16 protein-coding genes and 1 riboswitch are annotated in these 18,829 nt (G+C 70.3%); of the genes, 9 read left to right on the forward strand and 7 right to left on the reverse strand.

Going from position 1 to position 18,829, the window contains the following annotated elements; genetic code table 11:
- Positions 1-111: 111 nt before the first annotated feature.
- Positions 112-1,332: a fumarylacetoacetase gene (gene fahA / locus ACFY10_RS38510; RefSeq protein WP_390669958.1), complete on the reverse strand. Its 1,221-nt coding sequence runs from the start codon at positions 1,330-1,332 to the stop codon at positions 112-114.
- A 230-nt stretch (positions 1,333-1,562) separates the two neighbouring features.
- Between fahA and ACFY10_RS38515 the strand changes: the two genes are divergently transcribed.
- From ACFY10_RS38515 to ACFY10_RS38525, 3 genes are all read left to right on the forward strand, one after another.
- Positions 1,563-2,831 carry an ATP-grasp domain-containing protein gene (locus ACFY10_RS38515; protein WP_390669959.1) on the forward strand — a complete coding sequence of 423 codons (1,269 nt, stop codon included), beginning with the start codon at positions 1,563-1,565 and terminating at the stop codon, positions 2,829-2,831.
- 67 nt (positions 2,832-2,898) lie between these two features.
- Complete coding sequence (locus tag ACFY10_RS38520) at positions 2,899-4,101, forward strand: FAD-dependent oxidoreductase (RefSeq protein WP_390669960.1); 1,203 nt, start codon at positions 2,899-2,901, stop codon at positions 4,099-4,101.
- Between the two features lie 134 nt (positions 4,102-4,235).
- The gene (locus ACFY10_RS38525) at positions 4,236-5,156 is read left to right on the forward strand and encodes an HAD family hydrolase (RefSeq protein WP_390669961.1); all 921 of its coding nucleotides are present in this window, start codon (positions 4,236-4,238) and stop codon (positions 5,154-5,156) included.
- Here the strand turns inward: ACFY10_RS38525 and ACFY10_RS38530 are convergent.
- The 3 genes from ACFY10_RS38530 to ACFY10_RS38540 all read right to left on the reverse strand — a co-directional run bounded on the left by ACFY10_RS38530 (position 5,153) and on the right by ACFY10_RS38540 (position 9,172).
- On the reverse strand, positions 5,153-5,635 hold the full coding sequence (locus tag ACFY10_RS38530; protein ID WP_390669962.1) for a transglycosylase SLT domain-containing protein: 483 nt from the start codon (positions 5,633-5,635) through the stop codon (positions 5,153-5,155). The genes ACFY10_RS38525 and ACFY10_RS38530 overlap by 4 nt on opposite strands.
- Positions 5,636-5,639: 4 nt before the next feature.
- Positions 5,640-5,806, reverse strand: a riboswitch (cyclic di-AMP (ydaO/yuaA leader).
- Positions 5,807-6,087: 281 nt separating this feature from the next.
- On the reverse strand, positions 6,088-8,130 hold the full coding sequence (locus ACFY10_RS38535) for a CocE/NonD family hydrolase (protein WP_390670033.1): 2,043 nt from the start codon (positions 8,128-8,130) through the stop codon (positions 6,088-6,090).
- Between the two features lie 34 nt (positions 8,131-8,164).
- Positions 8,165-9,172, reverse strand: a complete 1,008-nt coding sequence (locus ACFY10_RS38540) for an MFS transporter (protein ID WP_390669963.1) — start codon at positions 9,170-9,172, stop codon at positions 8,165-8,167.
- A 269-nt stretch (positions 9,173-9,441) separates the two neighbouring features.
- Between ACFY10_RS38540 and ACFY10_RS38545 the strand changes: the two genes are divergently transcribed.
- The 5 genes from ACFY10_RS38545 to ACFY10_RS38565 all read left to right on the forward strand — a co-directional run bounded on the left by ACFY10_RS38545 (position 9,442) and on the right by ACFY10_RS38565 (position 15,031).
- Positions 9,442-10,452, forward strand: coding sequence for a polyprenyl synthetase family protein (locus ACFY10_RS38545; protein ID WP_390669964.1), 1,011 nt, complete (start codon positions 9,442-9,444; stop codon positions 10,450-10,452).
- A gap of 146 nt (positions 10,453-10,598) precedes the next feature.
- Positions 10,599-11,546 (forward strand): CHRD domain-containing protein, encoded by a 948-nt coding sequence (locus ACFY10_RS38550; protein WP_390669965.1) that lies wholly within the window; start codon positions 10,599-10,601, stop codon positions 11,544-11,546.
- A 292-nt stretch (positions 11,547-11,838) separates the two neighbouring features.
- The gene (locus ACFY10_RS38555) at positions 11,839-13,071 is read left to right on the forward strand and encodes an outer membrane lipoprotein carrier protein LolA (protein WP_390669966.1); all 1,233 of its coding nucleotides are present in this window, start codon (positions 11,839-11,841) and stop codon (positions 13,069-13,071) included.
- Between the two features lie 84 nt (positions 13,072-13,155).
- The gene (locus tag ACFY10_RS38560) at positions 13,156-14,130 is read left to right on the forward strand and encodes an ABC transporter ATP-binding protein (protein ID WP_390669967.1); all 975 of its coding nucleotides are present in this window, start codon (positions 13,156-13,158) and stop codon (positions 14,128-14,130) included.
- Positions 14,117-15,031 (forward strand): ABC transporter permease, encoded by a 915-nt coding sequence (locus tag ACFY10_RS38565; RefSeq protein WP_390669968.1) that lies wholly within the window; start codon positions 14,117-14,119, stop codon positions 15,029-15,031. Before ACFY10_RS38560 ends, ACFY10_RS38565 begins: the two co-directional genes overlap by 14 nt.
- 25 nt (positions 15,032-15,056) lie before the next feature.
- Here ACFY10_RS38565 and ACFY10_RS38570 read toward each other — a convergent pair whose 3' ends face one another.
- Positions 15,057-15,572, reverse strand: a complete 516-nt coding sequence (locus ACFY10_RS38570) for a DUF6668 family protein (RefSeq protein WP_390669969.1) — start codon at positions 15,570-15,572, stop codon at positions 15,057-15,059.
- A 249-nt stretch (positions 15,573-15,821) separates the two neighbouring features.
- On the opposite strand from ACFY10_RS38570, the gene ACFY10_RS38575 reads away from it, so the two are divergent.
- On the forward strand, positions 15,822-17,231 hold the full coding sequence (locus tag ACFY10_RS38575) for a tetratricopeptide repeat protein (protein ID WP_390669970.1): 1,410 nt from the start codon (positions 15,822-15,824) through the stop codon (positions 17,229-17,231).
- Between the two features lie 13 nt (positions 17,232-17,244).
- On the opposite strand, the gene ACFY10_RS38580 is transcribed toward ACFY10_RS38575, so the two are convergent.
- Positions 17,245-18,192: a M28 family metallopeptidase gene (locus tag ACFY10_RS38580; protein WP_390669971.1), complete on the reverse strand. Its 948-nt coding sequence runs from the start codon at positions 18,190-18,192 to the stop codon at positions 17,245-17,247.
- A 137-nt stretch (positions 18,193-18,329) separates the two neighbouring features.
- Entirely contained in the window at positions 18,330-18,800 is a 471-nt protein-coding gene (locus ACFY10_RS38585) for a VOC family protein (RefSeq protein ID WP_390669972.1), read from the reverse strand.
- Positions 18,801-18,829 lie beyond the last annotated feature (29 nt).

Consider the following 18,829-nt stretch of genomic DNA (forward strand, 5'->3'; position numbering starts at 1 on the left):
CCAACGGCGCGGGAGTCAGGGGACCACGGCCATCCCGTACGACCACCTCGCACGTCTTGTACGACCACCCGCACGACCCGTACAGCCGCCGTCACGCCCCGCAACTTCCGCTCACTCCAACGCGCTTGCCACGATCCGGCCGCTCACGTCGCCCAGTCCCACGCGGATTCCGCCCGGTCCGGGCGCCCACGCCGACATCGTCACCACGTCCCCGTCCTCCAGGAACGTCCGCTTGCCCTCGGGAAGTTCCAGCGGATCCCGCCCGTTCCAGGTCAGCTCCAGCAGCGACCCGCGCTGCGAAGGCTCCGGACCGCTCACCGTGCCCGACCCGTACAGGTCGCCGGTCCGCAGGGAGGCGCCGTTCACCGTCATATGGGCCAGCTGCTGCGCGGCCGTCCAGTACATGGTGGAGAACGGCGGCTCGGAGACGACGGAGCCGTTGACCGCGACGGAGATCCGCAGGTCGTACCCGCCGGGCTCGTCCTGGGCATCGTCCAGATACGGCAGCAGCGCATGGGTCCGCTCCGGCGGCGCCACGCGCGCGTCCTCCAGTGCGTCCAGCGGGGTGATCCACGCCGACACCGACGTGGCGAACGACTTGCCGAGGAACGGGCCGAGCGGGACGTACTCCCAGGCCTGGATGTCGCGCGCGGACCAGTCGTTGAGCAGGCACAGCCCGAACACGTGCTCCCGGAAGTCGCCGAGCGCCACCGGCCGCCCGCGCTCCGAGGGCACGCCCACCACGAAACCGACCTCGGCCTCGATGTCCAGGCGGACGGACGGCCCGAAGACGGGAGCCGCATCGGCCGCAGCCTTGCGCTGCCCGGACGGCCGTACGACGTCCGTGCCCGACACCACGACCGTGCCGGACCGCCCGTGGTAACCGATCGGGAGGTGCTTCCAGTTCGGCGTCAGCGAGTCCGCGGCGTCCGGGCGGAAGATCTGGCCGACGTTCCGTGCGTGGTTCTCGGAGGCGTAGAAGTCGACGTAGTCCGCGACCTCGAACGGAAGGTGGAGCGTCACCGACTCCAGCGGATGCAGGAAGGCCTCGATCGCCTCCTGGTGCGCCGGCACCGTCACCCACGCCGTCAGCGCGCGCCGTACGTCCGACCAGGCGGTGCGGCCCGCGGCCAGGAGCGGGTTCAGCGAGGGCTGCGCGAGCAGGGAGGCATACGGCGAGCCGAGCGCCCGTGCCGCCGCGCCCGCGTCGAGGACATGACCGCCGAGCCGGACGCCGACGGTCCGGTCCGCAGAACCGGCAGGGGAGAAAACGCCGTACGGAAGGTTGTGCGGACCGAAGGGATCGCCCTCGGGGACATCGAAGGGGGGCATGGGTTGCTGCCTCACTCTCACTGTGTCGCGAACCGTCTGTCGTGTGCCATCTGCGCGAACCGTCATATGGCCGCGCCACACGTTACGGCTGAGTTGCCTGCTTGGGCAGTGTCTAAAGAGTTTGCAATGTCCGAATTGGGCTTGTCGGACGTGTCAATTCCGGCTTAGCGTCCTTTGGGGGACACGGACGGGGTGGGTCCGGTCCGTAGGGGGGACGCGTGGGGGGACCCGTGGCCAGCAGCACGAGCAGTGTGCCTTTCCGGGCCGACCGTGAAGTGCCCGGCCTGATCGTCAAGTTCGGCGACTACCCGCTGCACCACGGCGGCGTCGGTGCGATCCGCAGCCTGGGCCGTCTCGGCGTGCCGATGTATGCGATCACGGAGGACCGTTACACACCCGCCGCCGCCTCCCGCTATCTCAAGAAAGCCTTCGTCTGGCCGACCACCGGCACGGAGGACCCCGGCCACCTGGTGGAGGGCCTGCTGCGCATCGGGCGCCGCATCGGCCGCCCCACCGTCCTCGTCCCCACCGACGAGGAGGCAGCCGTCCTGATCGCCGAGCACCAGGAGGAACTCGCCGGCAACTTCCTCTTCCCCCGCGTCGACCCCGCCCTGCCCCGCCGCCTCGCGAGCAAGCAGGGCCTGCACGAACTGTGCGTGGAACACGGCATCCCGAGCCCTACGGCCGCCTTCCCGCAGTCGTACGACGACATCGTCACGTTCGCCGAGAAGGCCTGCTTTCCGGTGGTGGCCAAGAACCGCGAGGCGTTCGTACGGCGCAAACAGCCCGCGGTGAACGGCACGACGCGGATCGGCACCCGAGAAGGTCTGCTCCGGCTCGCCCGCGACTGGGGCGAGCACCCCGGGGTGATCCTCCAGGAATACCTGCCGAGGGAGGAGGCCGAGGACTGGATCGTGCACGCCTACTTCGACCAGGACTCCACCCCGCTCGCCATGTTCACCGGCGTCAAAGTGCGCTCCTGGCCGCCGCACGCGGGCATGACGGCGAACGCGTACGTCGTCGACAACCCGGAACTCGCGGACATCGCCGCGCGTTTCATCAAACAGATCGGCTTCACCGGCATCATCGACCTCGACCTGCGCTTCGACCGGCGCGACGGTCAGTACAAGCTCCTCGACTTCAACCCACGCATGGGCGCCCAGTTCCGGCTCTTCGAGAACGAGTCGGCGGTGGACGTCGTCCGCGCCATGCACCTCGACCTGACCGGCCGCACCGTCCCGGAGGGGGAACAGCGGGCCGGACACCGGTACATCGTGGAGAACATCGACCTGCCCGCCCTGCTCGCCTACCGCCGCAGCGGCTATACGACGCCGCACGCACCGGCGAAGGCGAGCGGGACGGAGCTGGCCTGGCTCGCGGGTGACGACCCGCTGCCGTTCCTCACGATGCTCGCGCGCTTCGTGCGGCCGGGCGCGAAGCACCTGTATCAGCTGTGGCGGACCAACCGCCGTGGCAGCACCACCAGTTCGGGCGGCTAGCCGACCGGTCAGCCGCCCGAGGCGAACCACACGAAGTGACGAAGTAAGCGTCCTGGGGAGGGACTTCGTGAATCAACCGGTTGCAGTCATCGGCGCCGGGCCCTTCGGCCTGTCGACCGCCGCCCATCTTCGAGCACGCGGCCTCCCGGTCCGCGTCTTCGGCGAACCCATGGTCAGCTGGCGCGACCACATGCCCGCCGGAATGCTCCTGAAGTCGACCCCCGCCGCCTCCAGCCTGGACGCGCCGCAGCAGGGTCACACGCTCGCCGACTATTGCGACGCCGCCGGCATCAGGCGGCTGGTGACGGACGAGGACATCATCCCGATCGAGACCTTCATCGCCTACGGCGAGTGGTTCCAGCAGAAGCTGGTGCCCGAGCTGGAGCAGGTGCGGGTGGTGTCGGTGGACCGGCGGGGGGCCGGCGGCTTCGAACTGAAGCTGGACTCGGGCGAGTTGTTCACGGCCCGCGCGGTCGTCGTGGCGACCGGCCTGTCCGGCCTCGCGCACCTGCCGGCCGAGCTGGCCACCGCCGCGGCGGACGGACCCACCCCCACGGGCCCGATCTCCCACAGCTCCCAGCAGCACGACCTCACGCGCTATGCCGGCAAGGACCTGATCGTGGTCGGCGCCGGCCAGTCCGCGCTGGAGACCGCGGCGCTGGCGGCGGAGGCGGGCGCACAGGTGAGGGTGGTGTCCCGCGGCCGCGGCCGGGTCGCCTTCGGCGCACCGCCGTGGAAGCAGCCGAAGCTGCGCCCCGAGTCGCCCTTCGGCCGCGCCTGGTCCCTGTGGGCCCTCAGCTACTACCCGCACCCCTACCGCTACCTGCCGGCCGAGGCCCGCCACTACCTGGTCCGCCGCGTCCTCGGCCCGCTCGGCGCGTGGTGGCTGCGCGACCGTTTCGAGGGGAAGGTGCAGGTCAGCGAGGTCGACCGGATAGTGCGGGCGGACGCGGCCGACGGCAGCCCGAAGCTGACGGTCCGCACGCTCGCGGGCCGTACCCAGGACCTGTCCGCGGACCACGTCATCGCGGCCACCGGATACCGGGTGGACATCGCGGCGATGGACTTCCTCGGCCACGAACTGCGTACGCGTCTGGCGGTGAGCCGCGGCACACCCAAACTGGGCGCGGGATACGTCTCGTCGGTCCCCGGCCTGTACTTCACGGGCCTGCCGGCCGCGGCGTCGTACGGCCCGGTGATGCGCTTCGTGTGCGGCACGGAGTTCGCCTCTCCGAGGCTGGCCGAACACCTGGCGGCAGCGCACGGGTAGGCCGAGCCGGCGGGCCCCTGCCTGGTGATGAAGAGCCCACAAGGATAAGGGAGTTGAGCAAGGGGCGGTGGTGCACTCCGCCGTCGTCCGGTTCGCGATGAGTCGGTGGGGCGTCGTGTCCGTATTCTCTGATCATGGCTGCACCCACCGCATATGCGCTCATCGCCACCGACCTGGACGGCACGCTGCTCCGAGGCGACGACACGCTCTCCGACCGCTCCCTCGCCGCGCTCGCGCGGGCGGCCGGGGCCGGCGCCCGGCACCTGGTCGTCACGGGCCGGCCGGCCCCCAGGGTGCGGCCGCTCCTCGACCAACTGGGCAGCAGGGGGCTCGCGGTGTGCGGACAGGGCGCGCAGGTGTACGACGTCGGCGCGGACCGTCTGCTGTGGTCCGTCACGCTGGACCGGGAGCTGGCCGAGACCGCCCTCGGCAAGATCGAGGCCGAGGTGGGTCAGGTGTACGCGGCTGTCGACCAGGACGGCGTGGAGGGGCTCACGCTCATCGAACCGGGCTACCTCATGCCGCATCCGACGCTGCCGGCCGTACGGGTCGACCGGCGCGACGACCTGTGGTGCGAACCGATCAGCAAGGTGCTGCTGCGCCATCCCGACCTGTCCGACGACGAGTTGGCGGCGACGGCGCGCTCGGTGGTCGGTTCGCTGGCCACCGTCACCATGTCGGGTCCGGGGACCGTCGAACTCCAGCCATGCGGCATCACCAAGGCGACGGGCCTCGCACTGGCCGCCGCACATCTGGGACTTGGTCCGGAGCGGACGATCGCGTTCGGCGACATGCCCAACGACATCCCCATGTTCGACTGGGCCGCCCACGGCGTCGCCATGGCCAACGCCCACCCCGAACTCAAGGCGGTGGCTGACGAGATCACCCTGTCGAACGAGGACGACGGCATCGCCGTCGTCCTCGAGAGACTGTTCCTCGGCCTCGAGGACCTGGAGGACCTCGAGGACATCGAGGGGCTCAAGGGCCTCAAGGGCCTTGAGGAGCTCAGGGAACTGGAAGAGCTCGAGGAACTGGGGGAGTTCGAGGAGCTCTAGTAGGCGCCGTACACGTTGTCGATCGACCCGTACCGCGCGGCGGCGTACTTGCAGGCGGCCGTGATGTTCGCGACGGGGTCGTAGGGGTTGAGCTGCGTGCCGGGCACGTGGTACGCGAGGAACGTCGGGTCGATGACCTGCAGCAGCCCCTTTGACGGGGTGCCGGCGGCCGCGTTCGAGTCCCAGTTGTTGATGGCGGCCGGGTCGCCCGAGGACTCCCGCATGATGTTGCGGTAAATGCCGTTGTACGTCCCGGGGATTCCGTTTTGCGACATGACCTGGAGGGCGGCCCGGATCCAGCCGTCGAGGTTGTCGGTGTAGCCCATCGACTTCGCGGTGACCAGGGTCGGGGTGGCCGCGGACGCGCTGGTCGCCCCGATGAGCGGGAGGGCGAGAACGGCGGCGCCCGTACCGGCGACGGCGAGCTTGCGGGCGAGGCGGGCGTTTCTGGGGCGACGGTGCTGACCTGTTGCAGGCATGGCGGATTCCTCTCCGGCGCCTGCGAGGTGAGCTGTCGGGTTCGGGCGGGGAGATGCCCGGCCGCGCAGCCGTACGGCAACGCGGCTTCACCCCTAGTCGGTCCGGGCGATGCCCGGTCCGGCGACTTACCTGGTTCCCCCGCTCCTGCCGTGCGAGTGCGTTCGTCGATGGGTCGTGCCGGGGCGGCGGCAGGATTCGGCGTCCGCCCGACAGGCCGGGAACGTATGCGAGAGCACATGCCCGGAACAAGTGCCGGGTTCACTGATCATGCCTATTGACCTTGGTCTGAGGCTTATGGGGCACTTGATCCTTTGCGGTTGCCAAGCCTCAACTGGCGTGCGGGGGAAGGGGAAGCGGCAGGCGTCGGGCCGTCGCCGGCCGACCCTGCCGTGTGAGTCAAGTCACCGACATCCGCAAGAGTGGCAAATAGGGCAATGGTCCCAACTGGTGGTCAACCAGCCGACCGTGGAATTCGCTTCACCCAGGTCCGATGGAAGACCGCCTCTCCACCTTCGGTGCAGATCACCTCATTGGAGGCGAAAAAGGACTCCTCGTCGCAGGTGATTTCCGAGCGGGCGCGGATCGTCGTGTCCCAGGCCAGATCGGGGCGGTGCAGACGGATCGACCAGTCCGAGCGGGTGCGGGCCGACAGGGGGTCGGTCTCCTGGATCGTGTACGTCTCCAGCGCGTCCTCGGTGAACTCCAGACCGTCGGGATACACGCGCGTGCCGCCGTAGCGCGGGTCGACCTCCAGGCGCCACTCGCCCTTGGTCACGTCACGCACCACCAGGCGCTCGGGGCGCGGTTCGTCGAGCGTGATCGGACTCCATCCATCAGCGGCCAGGCCGCGGGCCACGTTCATCGGATCGGACTGCTCCGGCTCCTCGAAGGTGATCGCTCTCTCGTCCAACACGCGTGCGCGTACCGGGAGTTCCAGGAAGCTGCCCGCCGGGTCGATGGTGAAGCCCGCCGCCGAGTCGGGCTGCGGCCAGATCCACGGCCAGTACGCGGAGGAGACGGCAAGGCGGATGCGGTGGCCGGGCGGGAAGGCGTGACCGATGCCGTTCAGCTCGAACTCGACGTCCTCGGTGGCGCCCGGCGTCCATGGGACCGCCTGGTGGCGGCCGTGGCGGGCCGACAGGTTCAGTGCTCCTCGGGTGACCAGGGTTGATGAGCCGTCCAGTGCTATGTCACATACCCTCGCGACGACCTGCCCGCTCGGCGCCCCGCACGTCACCCGCAACCGCACCCGGGGCCGCCCCAGCACCCATGTCTCCTCGCCCACCTCGAACTCGAAGCAGGCTGACCTGGCGTTCTCCTCCCGCTGGTCCGGCGGCAGGTCGGCATCGTTCCCGAACGGGAGGAACCGGCCGGCGTCCACGCCCGTGTGCTGCGGGGAGCGGATGAGCACGGGGGCAGTGGAATGTGACATAGCACTGTCCGCCAAGGCATACGAAACCCCCGTCACCCCGGGCGACGGCCAGGCCGACTCCCCCACCCACCGCCCCGGCAGCGTCTCGTACACCGTGGCCGGCGGATGCGAGTCGCTGATGTACGACCGCAGCAGCGGCTCCCGCATCACCCCGGAGTCGATCCCCTTGAGCCAGTGGTCCCACCAGCGCAGGGTCTCCTGGAGGAACCCGATCGCCGGGCCGGGTGGCAGGCCGCGGTCCGGGTACTGGTGCGACCAGGGGCCGATCAGGCCGCGTACCCGGTCGGCGGGCAGGTGCTCGACGAGCCGGAGCACCGTGTCGCGGTACGGGTCGTGCCAGCCGCCCACGGCGAGGACGGCGGCGTCGATCGCGCCGTAGTCCTCGCAGACGCTGCCCTGCCGCCAGTAGTCGTCCCGCGTCTGGTGTGCGAGCCAGGTGTGGACGAAGGGGTCGACGGCCTCCAGCCGCTCCAGCCACATGTCCCGCCAGGCCTTGCCGACGTACAGCGGGTCCGGCGGCCGGCAGACGAAGGCGAGCATTGTTGCCGCCCAGGCGTGCATGTCCACCGCGAGGACGGAACCTCCCATGTAGTGCACGTCGTTGTCATAGCGGTCGTCCGTAGAGCACACGGTGACGATCGCCTTGAGCGGCTCGGGCGCGAGGGCCGCGATCTGGAGGGAGTTGAAGCCGCCCCAGGAGATGCCGAACATGCCCACCTTGCCGTCGCACCAGGGCTGCTCCGCAAGCCAGTTGACCACCGCGACCCCGTCTGCGAGCTCGGTCGCCGAGTACTCGTCCGTCGGCAGGCCCTCGCTGTTGCCGTGCCCGCGGATGTCGACCCGGACGGAGGCGTAGCCGTGGCCCGCGTACCAGGGATGGCGTTGGTGGTCGCGGGGCGCGGTCCAGTCGGTCAGGCGGTACGGCAGGTATTCGAGGAGCGCCGGTACGGGCTCGTCCGTCAGTGGGCGCCATACGCGCGCGTAGAGCACGATCCCGTCCGGGAGCGGGATCCAGAGGTCCTCGTGAGTCGTCTCGTAGGGGAAGGACGTTCGGATGTGCAGGCTCATCGCGGTGACCCCAGTGGCTGGGTGGGCTTCAGTGGACCGGGTGCATCGTGCGGCGCAGCCAGGGCGCGGCCTCCGTCACGGCCAGGCCCGCGGCCACCGCGATCGCGCCGTTGACGCCGAAGTAGGCGGGCTTGGAGACGTCGTCGTAGAGCTTCACCGTCTGGGCCTGGATGCCGCCCGCGAGGGCGAAGGAGAGGTACCAGAGGGACATGGTCTGGCTGGAGAAGGCGGCGGGCGCCAGCTTGGTCGTGGCCGACATGCCGGAGGTCTCCAGGAGGATGTCGCCGAGGCCGAGCAGGAGATACGAGCCCACGATCCACCAGGCGGACATCAGTTGATCGTCGCCCGGGTGGCCGGATGTGGGCAGGACCAGCAGCAGGAAGGACAGGCCGCCGAGCACGACGCCGATGGCGATCAGACGGATCACGCGGCGCGACGGGGGTCCCCCCGCGCGAGCGCATTCGAGCGTCGGGGAGTCCGGCGCGAGGGCGAATTCAGCCGTGTGCCTGCGTCCGGCCAGGTGACGTCGGCCCGCGACGTACTGGACCAGGCCGAAGGTCATGCCGATCGCGGCGGCCGAGAAACCCCAGTGCCAGCCCTTGTGGTCGTCGAGCCGGCCGGTGACCAGCGGACCGGCGAAGGCGCCGATGTTGATCGCCATGCAGTAGAGCGCGAAATCGGCGTCCCGGCGGTCGTCGTCGGTGCGGTACGGCTTGCCGACCATGGCGGCGACGTTGGGCTTGAGCAGCCCTGCCCCGGCGCTGATCAGGCCCAGGCCCACCCAGGTCATGGTCGGGGTGGGCACCGCCACCGCGGGCATCGGCGCCGCGTTCGCGCGGCGGCCGGCAGCCGACGGGCACAACCTGGTGGTCGTCGGCCGCGAGACCAGGACGGCCTGCATGCCGAGGAACGAGAAGCGTTCCCGGACCTCCAGGCCGGAGAGGGTGAGGAGGCCCTTCGGTTGGCCGAAGAAGGCGCGGTCGTCCTCCGGGGGCGGTCCGCTTGCGGAGGCGACATGGGTTTCCGTTCGGGACACGGGCCGCTGCTTCCCTCCGAGCCGACGGACACGCCGGTAGACAAGTCACTGAATATCCGCTCTTATCAGGCGATCAAAAACATACCGGTCGTGATCCGATACCGCCCGGGCGAATGGGGGCACCTCCCGATCGAGCGAAGTCGGGATTGGGGGAGGGTGGGCGGCATCGGTGATCGAAAGGTGACCGGATACGCTGACTTGAGTGATGGCAGCGACCTATCGACAAACCGCGTAACCGCCAGTAGACACCAGCAGACAGGAGACCCCTCGTGACCGTCGTCGGGCCGTTCGGGCTGAGCGTGCGGGACCAGGCTCTGGAAGCCGATGTCCAGGCCGGATTGGCGGCCGTCGAGGAAGGTTTGCTCGAAGCCACCAAGAGTGAGGTGCCCTTCATCACGGAGGCCGCCCAGCACCTGGTGCGGGCGGGCGGGAAGCGGTTCCGTCCGCTGCTCGTGATGCTTGCCGCGCAGTTCGGCGATCCGTATGCGCCGGGGGTCGTGCCGTCTGCCGTCGTGGTGGAGCTGACCCATCTGGCGACGCTGTACCACGACGACGTGATGGACGAGGCGGCCGTGCGGCGCGGCGTGGACAGCGCCAACACCCGCTGGGGCAACTCGGTCGCGGTCCTCACCGGCGACTTCCTGTTCGCGCGCGCCTCGCACATCCTGGCCGACCTCGGGCCCGAGGCGGTCCGGGTCCAGGCGGAGGCGTTCGAGCGGCTGGTCACCGGGCAGATCCTGGAGACGGCGGGGCCGCAGGACGGACGGGACCCGGTCGACCACTACCTGGACGTGCTCGGCGGCAAGACAGGTTCGCTGGTGGCCGTGTCGTGCCGCTTCGGGGCGATGATGTCGGGCGCCGACGAGACCGTCGTGGACGTGCTGACGCAGTACGGGGAGCGGCTGGGGGTCGCCTTCCAGCTGGCGGACGACGTGCTGGACATCGCGTCCGACTCCCACGAGTCCGGGAAGACGCCGGGGACCGACCTCCGCGAGGGGGTTTCCACGCTTCCGGTGCTACGGCTGCGGGAGCGGGCGGCGCGGCTGGGGCTGGCCGAGGACATCGCCCTGTGCGAGCTGCTGGACTCCGACCTGAGCGACGACGCGCGGCACGCGGAGGCGCTCGCCGGACTGCGGGCGCATCCCGCGCTGGAGCAGGCGCGCCGGGACACGGTGCGGTACGCGGAGGATGCGCGCGCCGCGCTGGCTCCGCTGACGGAGTGCGACGCGAAGCTCGCGCTGATGGAGATGTGTGACGCCGTTGTGCACCGGGCCGGTTGAGCTGCTGGTTGGCCTGCGTTTCACGCGGTGTGATACACGTCACAAGTCTGGACTGAGTCCAAACTAAGATCGCTTCCGTAGTCATACGCAGAAGGCCGACGCAGGGGGTGTCGGCCGGTCTACGGGGAGAAAACAGCATCATGGGCATGAACGCGACGTTCTCGAAGCGCCGTAAGAGCCTGATCGTCACAGCTGTCGCGGTGGCCGCCGCCGGGGGGATCGCTGCCGCGGTGATCCCGGCCCACGCCACCGGGGGGACCGCGTCCGGCGGCACCGGGGGGACCCTCCTGGCCACCAGTCTGCGGGGTGCCAACGAGGTTCCCGTGGCGGGCGGTCCCGCCGTCGGCGACCAGGACGGCGCCGCTCTCGAGTTCATCAAGGTGCAGGACGACAAGGTGTCCGTCGCCGTGACCTGGCGCGGCACCGGCAAGCCGACCATGCTCCACATCCACCAGGGCGCCAAGGGCACCAACGGCGGCGTCAAGGTCGACTTCACCGACCTGCTGAAGAACAGCAAGCGGCACAGCGTCACCGGCACGGTCACGGTCAAGGACGCCGCCCTGCTCGCCGCTCTCAAGTCCGATCCCGGTTCGTTCTACGCCAACCTGCACACCACCGAGTTCCCGGGCGGAGCCGTTCGCGGCCAGCTCCACAAGGTCACCGTCGCCGCCTTCGACTTCCGTGACGCCCTGCACAACTTCCAGGCGTCCGTGGTCAAGGGCCGGCAGATCTACGAGTGCAAGCCGGCCGCCGGCGGCGGCTACGCCTTCGCCCAGCGGGACGTCGCAGCCCTGCTCGGCGGCGGCATCCGGCACTCCTTCGTCGCACCCAACTCCGGTACGCCGCAGTGGGTCGCGCCGGACGGAAGCGCGGTGACCGGGGCCGTCCTGTCCAAGACGCCGAACGGGGACGGCAACATCCCCGAGCTCGACCTCAAGGCCACCCGGTCCGGCAAGCACCACGGGCTGCTTGCGAACACCGCCGAGATCCTGCGGCTCAACACCGTGGGCGGAGTGGCCCCGGCCGGCTCCTGCACGCCCGGCGCGATCGTCGGCGTCCCGTACCAGGCGGACTACGTCTTCGTGCAGAACTGAGCCAAGTGCACGAACAGGACCTGACGCGAGGGAGTTGATACGAGCTCACCTCGGGCGGCGTCTTCCCCGCACGACCCCTACGGGTCGGGGGAGGCGCCGCCCTCTCGCGTCATACCCCAGGTGTACACGGAGTTGGCCCCCGGGTCTGACGCTTCTCCCTGGCCGATTTGGTGAGATGGAAACCACGGAAATCACCACTCCTCACCGATTCGGGTGAGAATGGCGGCTCGGGGTGGACAACAGAGACACGCGAGTTGGACAAGCCGCCGCCGACGACGGAGGTAGCGCACACATGGCACCGTACGAATCCGACGACAGCATGACCGCCGGGGAGGCCGACGACCTGCGCGCAGGTCGGCGCAAGGCCGCGCGGTACGTCGTCCCGGTCGCGGTGGTGGGGGTGGCGGCGGCGACCATCGGGCTCGTCCCGGCGCTCGCCGACTCCGGCGACCCCGACCTGCCGAAGATCAGCGCGCAGCAACTCATCGACAAGATCGCCAAGTCGGACGTACAGCAGATGTCCGGCACAGTGAAGATCACCACGGATCTGGGGCTGCCGAACCTCGGCGGTCTCGAGAGCAGCCTGACGTCCGGCGCAGCCAAGTCGGGCGACGGCTCGTCCGCCGACCCGACATCCAAGCTCACGGAGCTGGCCACCGGCACGCACACCCTGCGCGTCGCGGCCGACGGCCAGGACAGGCAGAAGCTGTCGCTGCTGGAGAACGCGGCCGAGTACAGCATCATCCACAACGGCAAGAACGTCTGGGGCTACGACAGCCAGTCGAACGAGGTCTACCACTCGACCGCCCCCGACGGCGCGGCGAAGCAGCAGAAGGAAGACGTCCCCGCCACACCCAAGGACCTCACCAAGGACGCCCTCAAGTCGGTCGACGACACCACTTCGGTGACCGTCGAGGGGACCGCCCAGGTCGCGGGCCGTGACGCATACCGGCTGGTCATCAAGCCGAAGCAGTCCGGCTCCACGGTCGGTCAGATCACCGTGGCCGTGGACAGCAAGACGGGGCTGCCGCTGAAGTTCACGCTGACCCCGGCGAGCGGCGGCGCCGCCGTGATCGACGCCGGCTTCACCCAGATCAGCTTCGCCAAGCCGAGCGCCTCGACCTTCGACTTCACCCCGCCCAAGGGCGCGAAGGTCACCGAGGACAGCCAGGCCGAGCACGGGCTGAAGGGCAGCGACAAGGGCGAGAAGTTCGGCAAGAGCGGCAAGGGTGGCAAGTCCGGCGAGGACCTCGGCAAGGGGCTCGACGGGCTGAACGTCATCGGCAAGGGCTGGAACTCCATCGCCACCTTCGACACCGGCGGCCAGGGCGTGCCGTCCGGCTCCGAGGCCGGCGGCAACTTCGGCGGCTTCCTCGACTCGCTCGGCGACAAGGTCTCCGGCAAGTTCGGCTCGGGCACGGTCTTCAAGACCCGCCTGATCAACGCCCTGATCACCGACCACGGCAAGGTCTACGTCGGCGCGGTGACCAAGGACGCATTGGTCAAGGCGGCGAACGCGGGCTAGCCCGGGAACCTTGCGCGGCGCTCGTACGTAATCACTGTACGTAGTCGCCGCGCGAGGTCGTACAAGCACGAATCGAGGGAGCCGATGGACGAGGAGTCCGCCACGGAGCCGGAGCAGAGCGAGCCGGGTGACAGCGTCATCGCCACCCATGGGCTCACCAAGCGCTACCGCGGCGGGCAACTCGCCGTCGACGGCCTGGATCTGACCGTCCCGGCGGCCAGCGTCTTCGGCTTCCTCGGCCCGAACGGCTCGGGCAAGACCACCACCATCCGCATGCTGATGGGCCTCATCGAGCCCACATCGGGCACGGCGCGTGTGCTCGGGCGGCCCATGCCGCGGGCGTCGCGCGCCGTGCTCCCGCACGTCGGGGCCCTCATCGAGGGCCCCGCCCTGTACGGCTTCCTCTCCGGCCGCGACAACCTGCTGCGCTACGACGCCGCAGACCCGACCGCCGATCCACGCACCCGTCGTACCCGCGTCGCCGCCGCGCTGGACCGGGTGGGCCTGACCGCGGCGGCGGGGAAGAAGGCGAAGGCGTACTCGCTGGGCATGAAGCAGCGACTCGGCCTTGCGGCGGCGCTGCTCCAGCCGCGCAGACTGCTCGTGCTCGACGAGCCGACCAACGGGCTCGACCCGCAGGGAATGCGCGAAATCCGTTCCCTGGTCAGGGAGTTGGCCTCCGACGGCACGACCGTCTTCCTCTCCTCCCACCTCCTCGACGAGATCGAGCAGGTCTGCACCCATGCCGCGGTGATGGCGCAGGGCCGCCTGATCACCCAGGGCGCCGTGGCCGACCTGGCGGCGGGGGTGCGCGGCCGGCTGGTCGTCACCACGCCCGACACCGGGGACGCGGCCCGCGTGCTGAAGGAGCAGGGCGCGGCCGATGTCGTCGTCACCGACGACCGGGTGACCGCCGAGCCCCCGGACCGCGACCTCGCCGAGGTGAACGCCGCGCTGGTGACGGCCGGCGTCCGTGTGAGGGGGTTCGGCCTGGAGCGCGCCTCACTGGAGGACGCGTTCGTGGCGTTGACGGGGGAGGGGTTCGATGTCGCAGGCTGAGGTCAACGCCGTCAAGGGGCGCGGGGAACTGCGCGACAAGCCACAACGCACCGCAGGCCGCCGAACGACCTTCTACGGCACTCTCTTCCGCAACGAACTGCTCACCACCTTCCGCCGCTGGCGCACCCTCGCCCTCCTCGCCGTACTCGCGGCCGTCCCGATCCTGGTCGGCATCGCAGTCAAGATCGAGACCAGCGACGGTTCGTCGGCCGGCCCCGGTCGCGGCGGCGGCCCCGCGTTCATCTCGCAGATCACCAACAACGGCCTGTTCCTGGTGTTCACCGCGCTGGCCGCGACGCTCCCGTTCTTCCTGCCGATGGCGATCGGCGTCATCGCGGGCGACGCCATCGCCGGCGAGGCGAACTCGGGCACCCTCCGCTACCTCCTGGTCGCCCCCGCCGGCCGCACCCGCCTCCTGCTCACCAAGTACGCGACCGTGATGGCCTTCTGCCTGGTCGCCACCCTCGTGGTCGCCGTCTCGGCGCTCACCGTCGGGGCGCTCCTCTTCCCGCTCGGCGACCTGACGACCATCTCCGGCACCCAGATCAGCTTCACCGAGGGCCTGGGCAGAGCCCTGCTGATCGCCCTGATCGTCGCCGTGTCCCTCATCGGCGTCGCGGCACTCGGCCTGTTCGTCTCGACCCTGACCAGCAGCGGCATAGCAGCGATGGCGACGACCGTCGGACTGCTGATCACTATCCAGATCCTCGACCAGATACCCCAACTCCACGCGATACAGCCGTACTTCTTCTCCCACTACTGGCTGTCCTTCGCCGACCTGATGCGCGACCCGGTCTACTGGGACGACCTGGTGAAGAACCTCGAAATCCAGGCCTTGTACGCGGCCGTGTTCGGCTCGGCGGCATGGGCGCGGTTCACGGCGAAGGACATCACCGCGTAGCGCTCAAGCAGTCTGACCCCTCACCTCACCTGCGCCGCGCCGCCGCCCCCGTGAGCCGGGCCAGCGCCTCCGTCTCGCGCGGCGGCGTCCCGCCCAGGTCACCGAGGCGCCAGTCGGACACCCAGGGCACGCGGTACACGTCGATGAGCGACTCGATCAGCCGCACCTGCCGGTCGAGGGGCCGCGGCAGCCGCCCCGGCGCGTCCGCGACGAGCACGACGGCGTCGAGGTCGAGTCCCGGCGGGGCCTCCCCGAGCCGGAACACCTCAAGGGTGCGCAGGGCGGCCGCGAGCCCCGACGCATGCGTACGCGCGACGAGCAGGACGGACCGCGGGTCCTCGGGGCCGGGCCAGGCGCGGCCGCAGTCGTGACCGCCGTAGACGGCGGCGAGTGTGGAGACGCCGGCGCCGCCGTGTGTGCCCACCCAGGAGTAGCGCCGGGCGGTGGCGGCGGACGGGGCGGGCTGCTGCGGCCCCGGCTCCGGTACGGTGACCGGACCGCGGATCCAGATCTCCGGTCCCTGCTGCACGTCCGTCCGCATGCCCGCTCTCCTCCTTCGTACGCCCACCGGTGCTCACAGCGCAGGTCGGCCACGCGACGGGGGCGAGCTCCTGGGACGAGTCTGTGACGCCATGGTGACCGGAGAACCGGGAGCGACCGGAGAGACTCAACAGTACGTGCACGAACGGATCTTGACGCCGGGGGAGCGGAACCCGACGGCGGGAGGGAGCACCATGGAACCCGAACGCGCTGTCCGCAGCCTCCCCGACGCATCCGAGTGAGGGAACCGATGGCTCGACTCAGCCGCGAGAAGAAGCAGGAACAGAAGCGCGCCGAGGGCTCGGCGGCCCTCGTGGCAGCACCGATCGACGTTCGCGTACCCGAGGCCGGCCCGGTCGGCGCCTGGATCGGCGGCGTGCCGGTCACGGCGGCTGCCGGCGAGGAGATCCAGCAGGCCGTCCTGAACCACCTCCACCGCATAGCCCTCGCCACCGGCCACCCCGTGCACGCCACGGTCCACGACGAGCGGATCGGTTACGTCGTACACCTTCAGGTGGACACGGACGGGGCCAGCAGTTTTACGGGGGAACCCGTAGGGATGACTGCTCCCGCGGGGGGACCGAGGGACGCGGTGGAGGGGCCGCCGCCCCCGCCGCCGGTGCAGTCCCTGCCGCCCGCACCGCCCTCGTCGCCTGCCGAGCCGGAGGCCTCCGCAGCCGCCGTGGAACCGCGGCGGCCCGAGCAGCAGCCTCAGAGTGACAAGCCGACGCACGTCCTTCGGGCGAGCGCGGAACCCGCGCGGGAGGCCGCCCCGACCTTCCCGCTGCGGGCGGTGTCGGAGCCGCAGCCGCTGGGGGAGAACGTGCCGACGTTCCCCCTGGGGGGCGTCCCGGAGCCGCCGGCTGACAGCAGATCCGCGCCGACGTTCACGCTGCGTGCGCTGCCGGAACCGCCCCAGGACAGGGCTCCCGGCACGGTCGCGGCCCCGACGGGCGAGTTCGGCCCGCCCCCGCCGATGGACGCGGTGCCGCAACGTGCCCCCGAACCCGGACGTGAGGACGCACCCGCTCCCCGCCAGGAACCCGCCCCCGCCCCCGACCGCTCACTGACCGGCTCCCTCCTCATGGTCCCCCCGGACCCGGCCCTCGACCCCGACCCCAAGCCCACCCCCGCCCGCGGCTTCGACGCCGTGGCCGAAGCAGTCCTCGGTGACGAACCGCCGACCGCCCCCGCGTTCCTCGCGGAGCCGATGGCGCAGATCAACGAGGCCGTGAAGGCGGGGCGGACAGAGACGGCGGCCGCCTTGGCCGAGACCACGGTCGAGGAGGCGTCGGCGGCGCTCGGGCCGGAGCACGCCGAAGTGCTCCGGCTGCGCGAACTCACCGCGTACATCGCCTACTTGGCGGGCGAACCGGTCCGTGCCTTCCGGGTCTCGCTCGATCTGGCCCGGATCCACCGTCGCGCCCGGGACGCGGAGGCGGCCTACGGCAACATCCAGAGCGCGGCCTCCGCCTGGCGTGCCGTGCGCGATCCGCAGCAGGGCCTGGACCTCGGCCGCGATCTGATCGGCCTGTGGAGCGAGCTCGCCGCCGAGGGCGGCCCGGCCGCCGAAGACATCGAGCGGCTGGAGTCGGCCCGCGCCCGCATGGGCCGGCTCACGGAACGTGCCCGCAAGTCGGCCCAGCAGCCGCCGAGTTGACCTCCCGGGACCTCTACTCCGACAGCTCCCACACCGCGTGGGCGATCGCGTCGCTGTTGTGGTCCAGAGCGGTGTCGTCGATGTTGGACGTCGTGTCGCAGGACGAGTGGTAGCAGTCGTCGAAGGCCTTCCCCGACGTACCGCCCCACTTCGCTGCCTGCGCCGCCGTCTTGACGTAGTCGGCACCGCTGAACAGCCCGCCCACCGGGACGCCCGCGTCCTTGAACGGCGCGTGGTCGGAGCGGCCGTCGCCCTCGGTCTCGGGCTCGGTGGCGATACCGAGCCCGGTGAAGTAGTCCTTGAACGTCTTCTCGATCGCCGGGTCGTCGTCGTAGACGAAATAACCGGGATTCGGCGAGCCGATCATGTCGAAGTTCAGATAGCCGCTGATCTTCGAGCGATTTGCGGCGGAGAGGCTGTCGACGTAGTGGCCGGAGCCGACGATGCCCAGCTCCTCCGCACCCCACCAGGCGAAACGCAGGTGCTTGGTGGGCTGGTAGCCGGCCCGTGACACGGCGAGCGCGGTCTCCAGGATGGCGGCCGAACCGGAGCCGTTGTCGTTGATGCCGGGGCCCCTGCTGACGCTGTCCAGGTGAGAACCCGCCATGACGACCTGGCCGGCGTCCCCGCCCGGCCAGTCGGCGATCAGGTTGTAGCCGGTGCGGCCGGAGGACGTGAACTGCTGGACGGTGGTGGTGAATCCGGCCGCGTCCAGCTTGGCCTTCACATAGTCGAGCGAGGCCTTGTAACCGGCGCTGCCGTGCGCGCGGTTGCCGCCGTTGGCGTTGGCGATGGACTGCAACTGGGCGAGGTGGGCCTTGACGTTCGCCACGGAGATGTCGGGCGCGGCGGCCGCCGCCGCCGGCGAGGGCGCCGCACCGGCTATGGAACCGCCGGTCAGGAGCATGACAGCCGAAACACCAACGGCTGCCGCCGCACGCCCGGAAACGGAGAACTTCATGTGGGGGGCTCCGAATTCCTTGGAGTGAATTGGGTCCCCGGATGGTGAAGCTTTTACCAACTGGGAGTCAAGAGTGTTATCAGGACTGCGAGTTCGCATAACGGAACATCCGGCCCACAGGGACTCCCCGCTGTGACCTACTGCACGCAGAACTCGTTCCCCTCCGGGTCCGCCATCACCACCCACTCCCCGGCCGGCTCCTTCACCCGCCGCAGCACACTCGCCCCCAGCCCCTCCAGCCGCTCGACCTCGCCGTCCCGCCGCCCCTCGCCGGGATGCAGATCGAGATGCAGCCGGTTCTTGACGGTCTTGGCCTCCGGCACCCGCTGGAACAGCAGCCGCCGCCCGAGACCCGTCCCCCGGTCCTTGTCGTACGGGTCGTCCGGATGCCGCACGGCGATCAGGTCCCGGAAGGCCGCGCGACCGTGGAAGTCGACGGTGGCCGCGGCAGGCAGCGCACCGAGCTCCAGCAGCCGCTCGACGAGCGCACTGTTGTCCTCGGCCAGGTAGCCGAGCGCGGCGGCCCAGAAGTCGGCCTGCGCATGCGGATCGGCCGCGTCGATGACGAGCTTCCAGTGGATGGGGGCGGGTGCGGGTGTCTGTGTCATGGGACCACTTATAGCGGTCGGGTACGACA

The organism is Streptomyces sp. NPDC001401 (assembly GCF_042895385.1).
Taxonomy (GTDB): domain Bacteria; phylum Actinomycetota; class Actinomycetes; order Streptomycetales; family Streptomycetaceae; genus Streptomyces.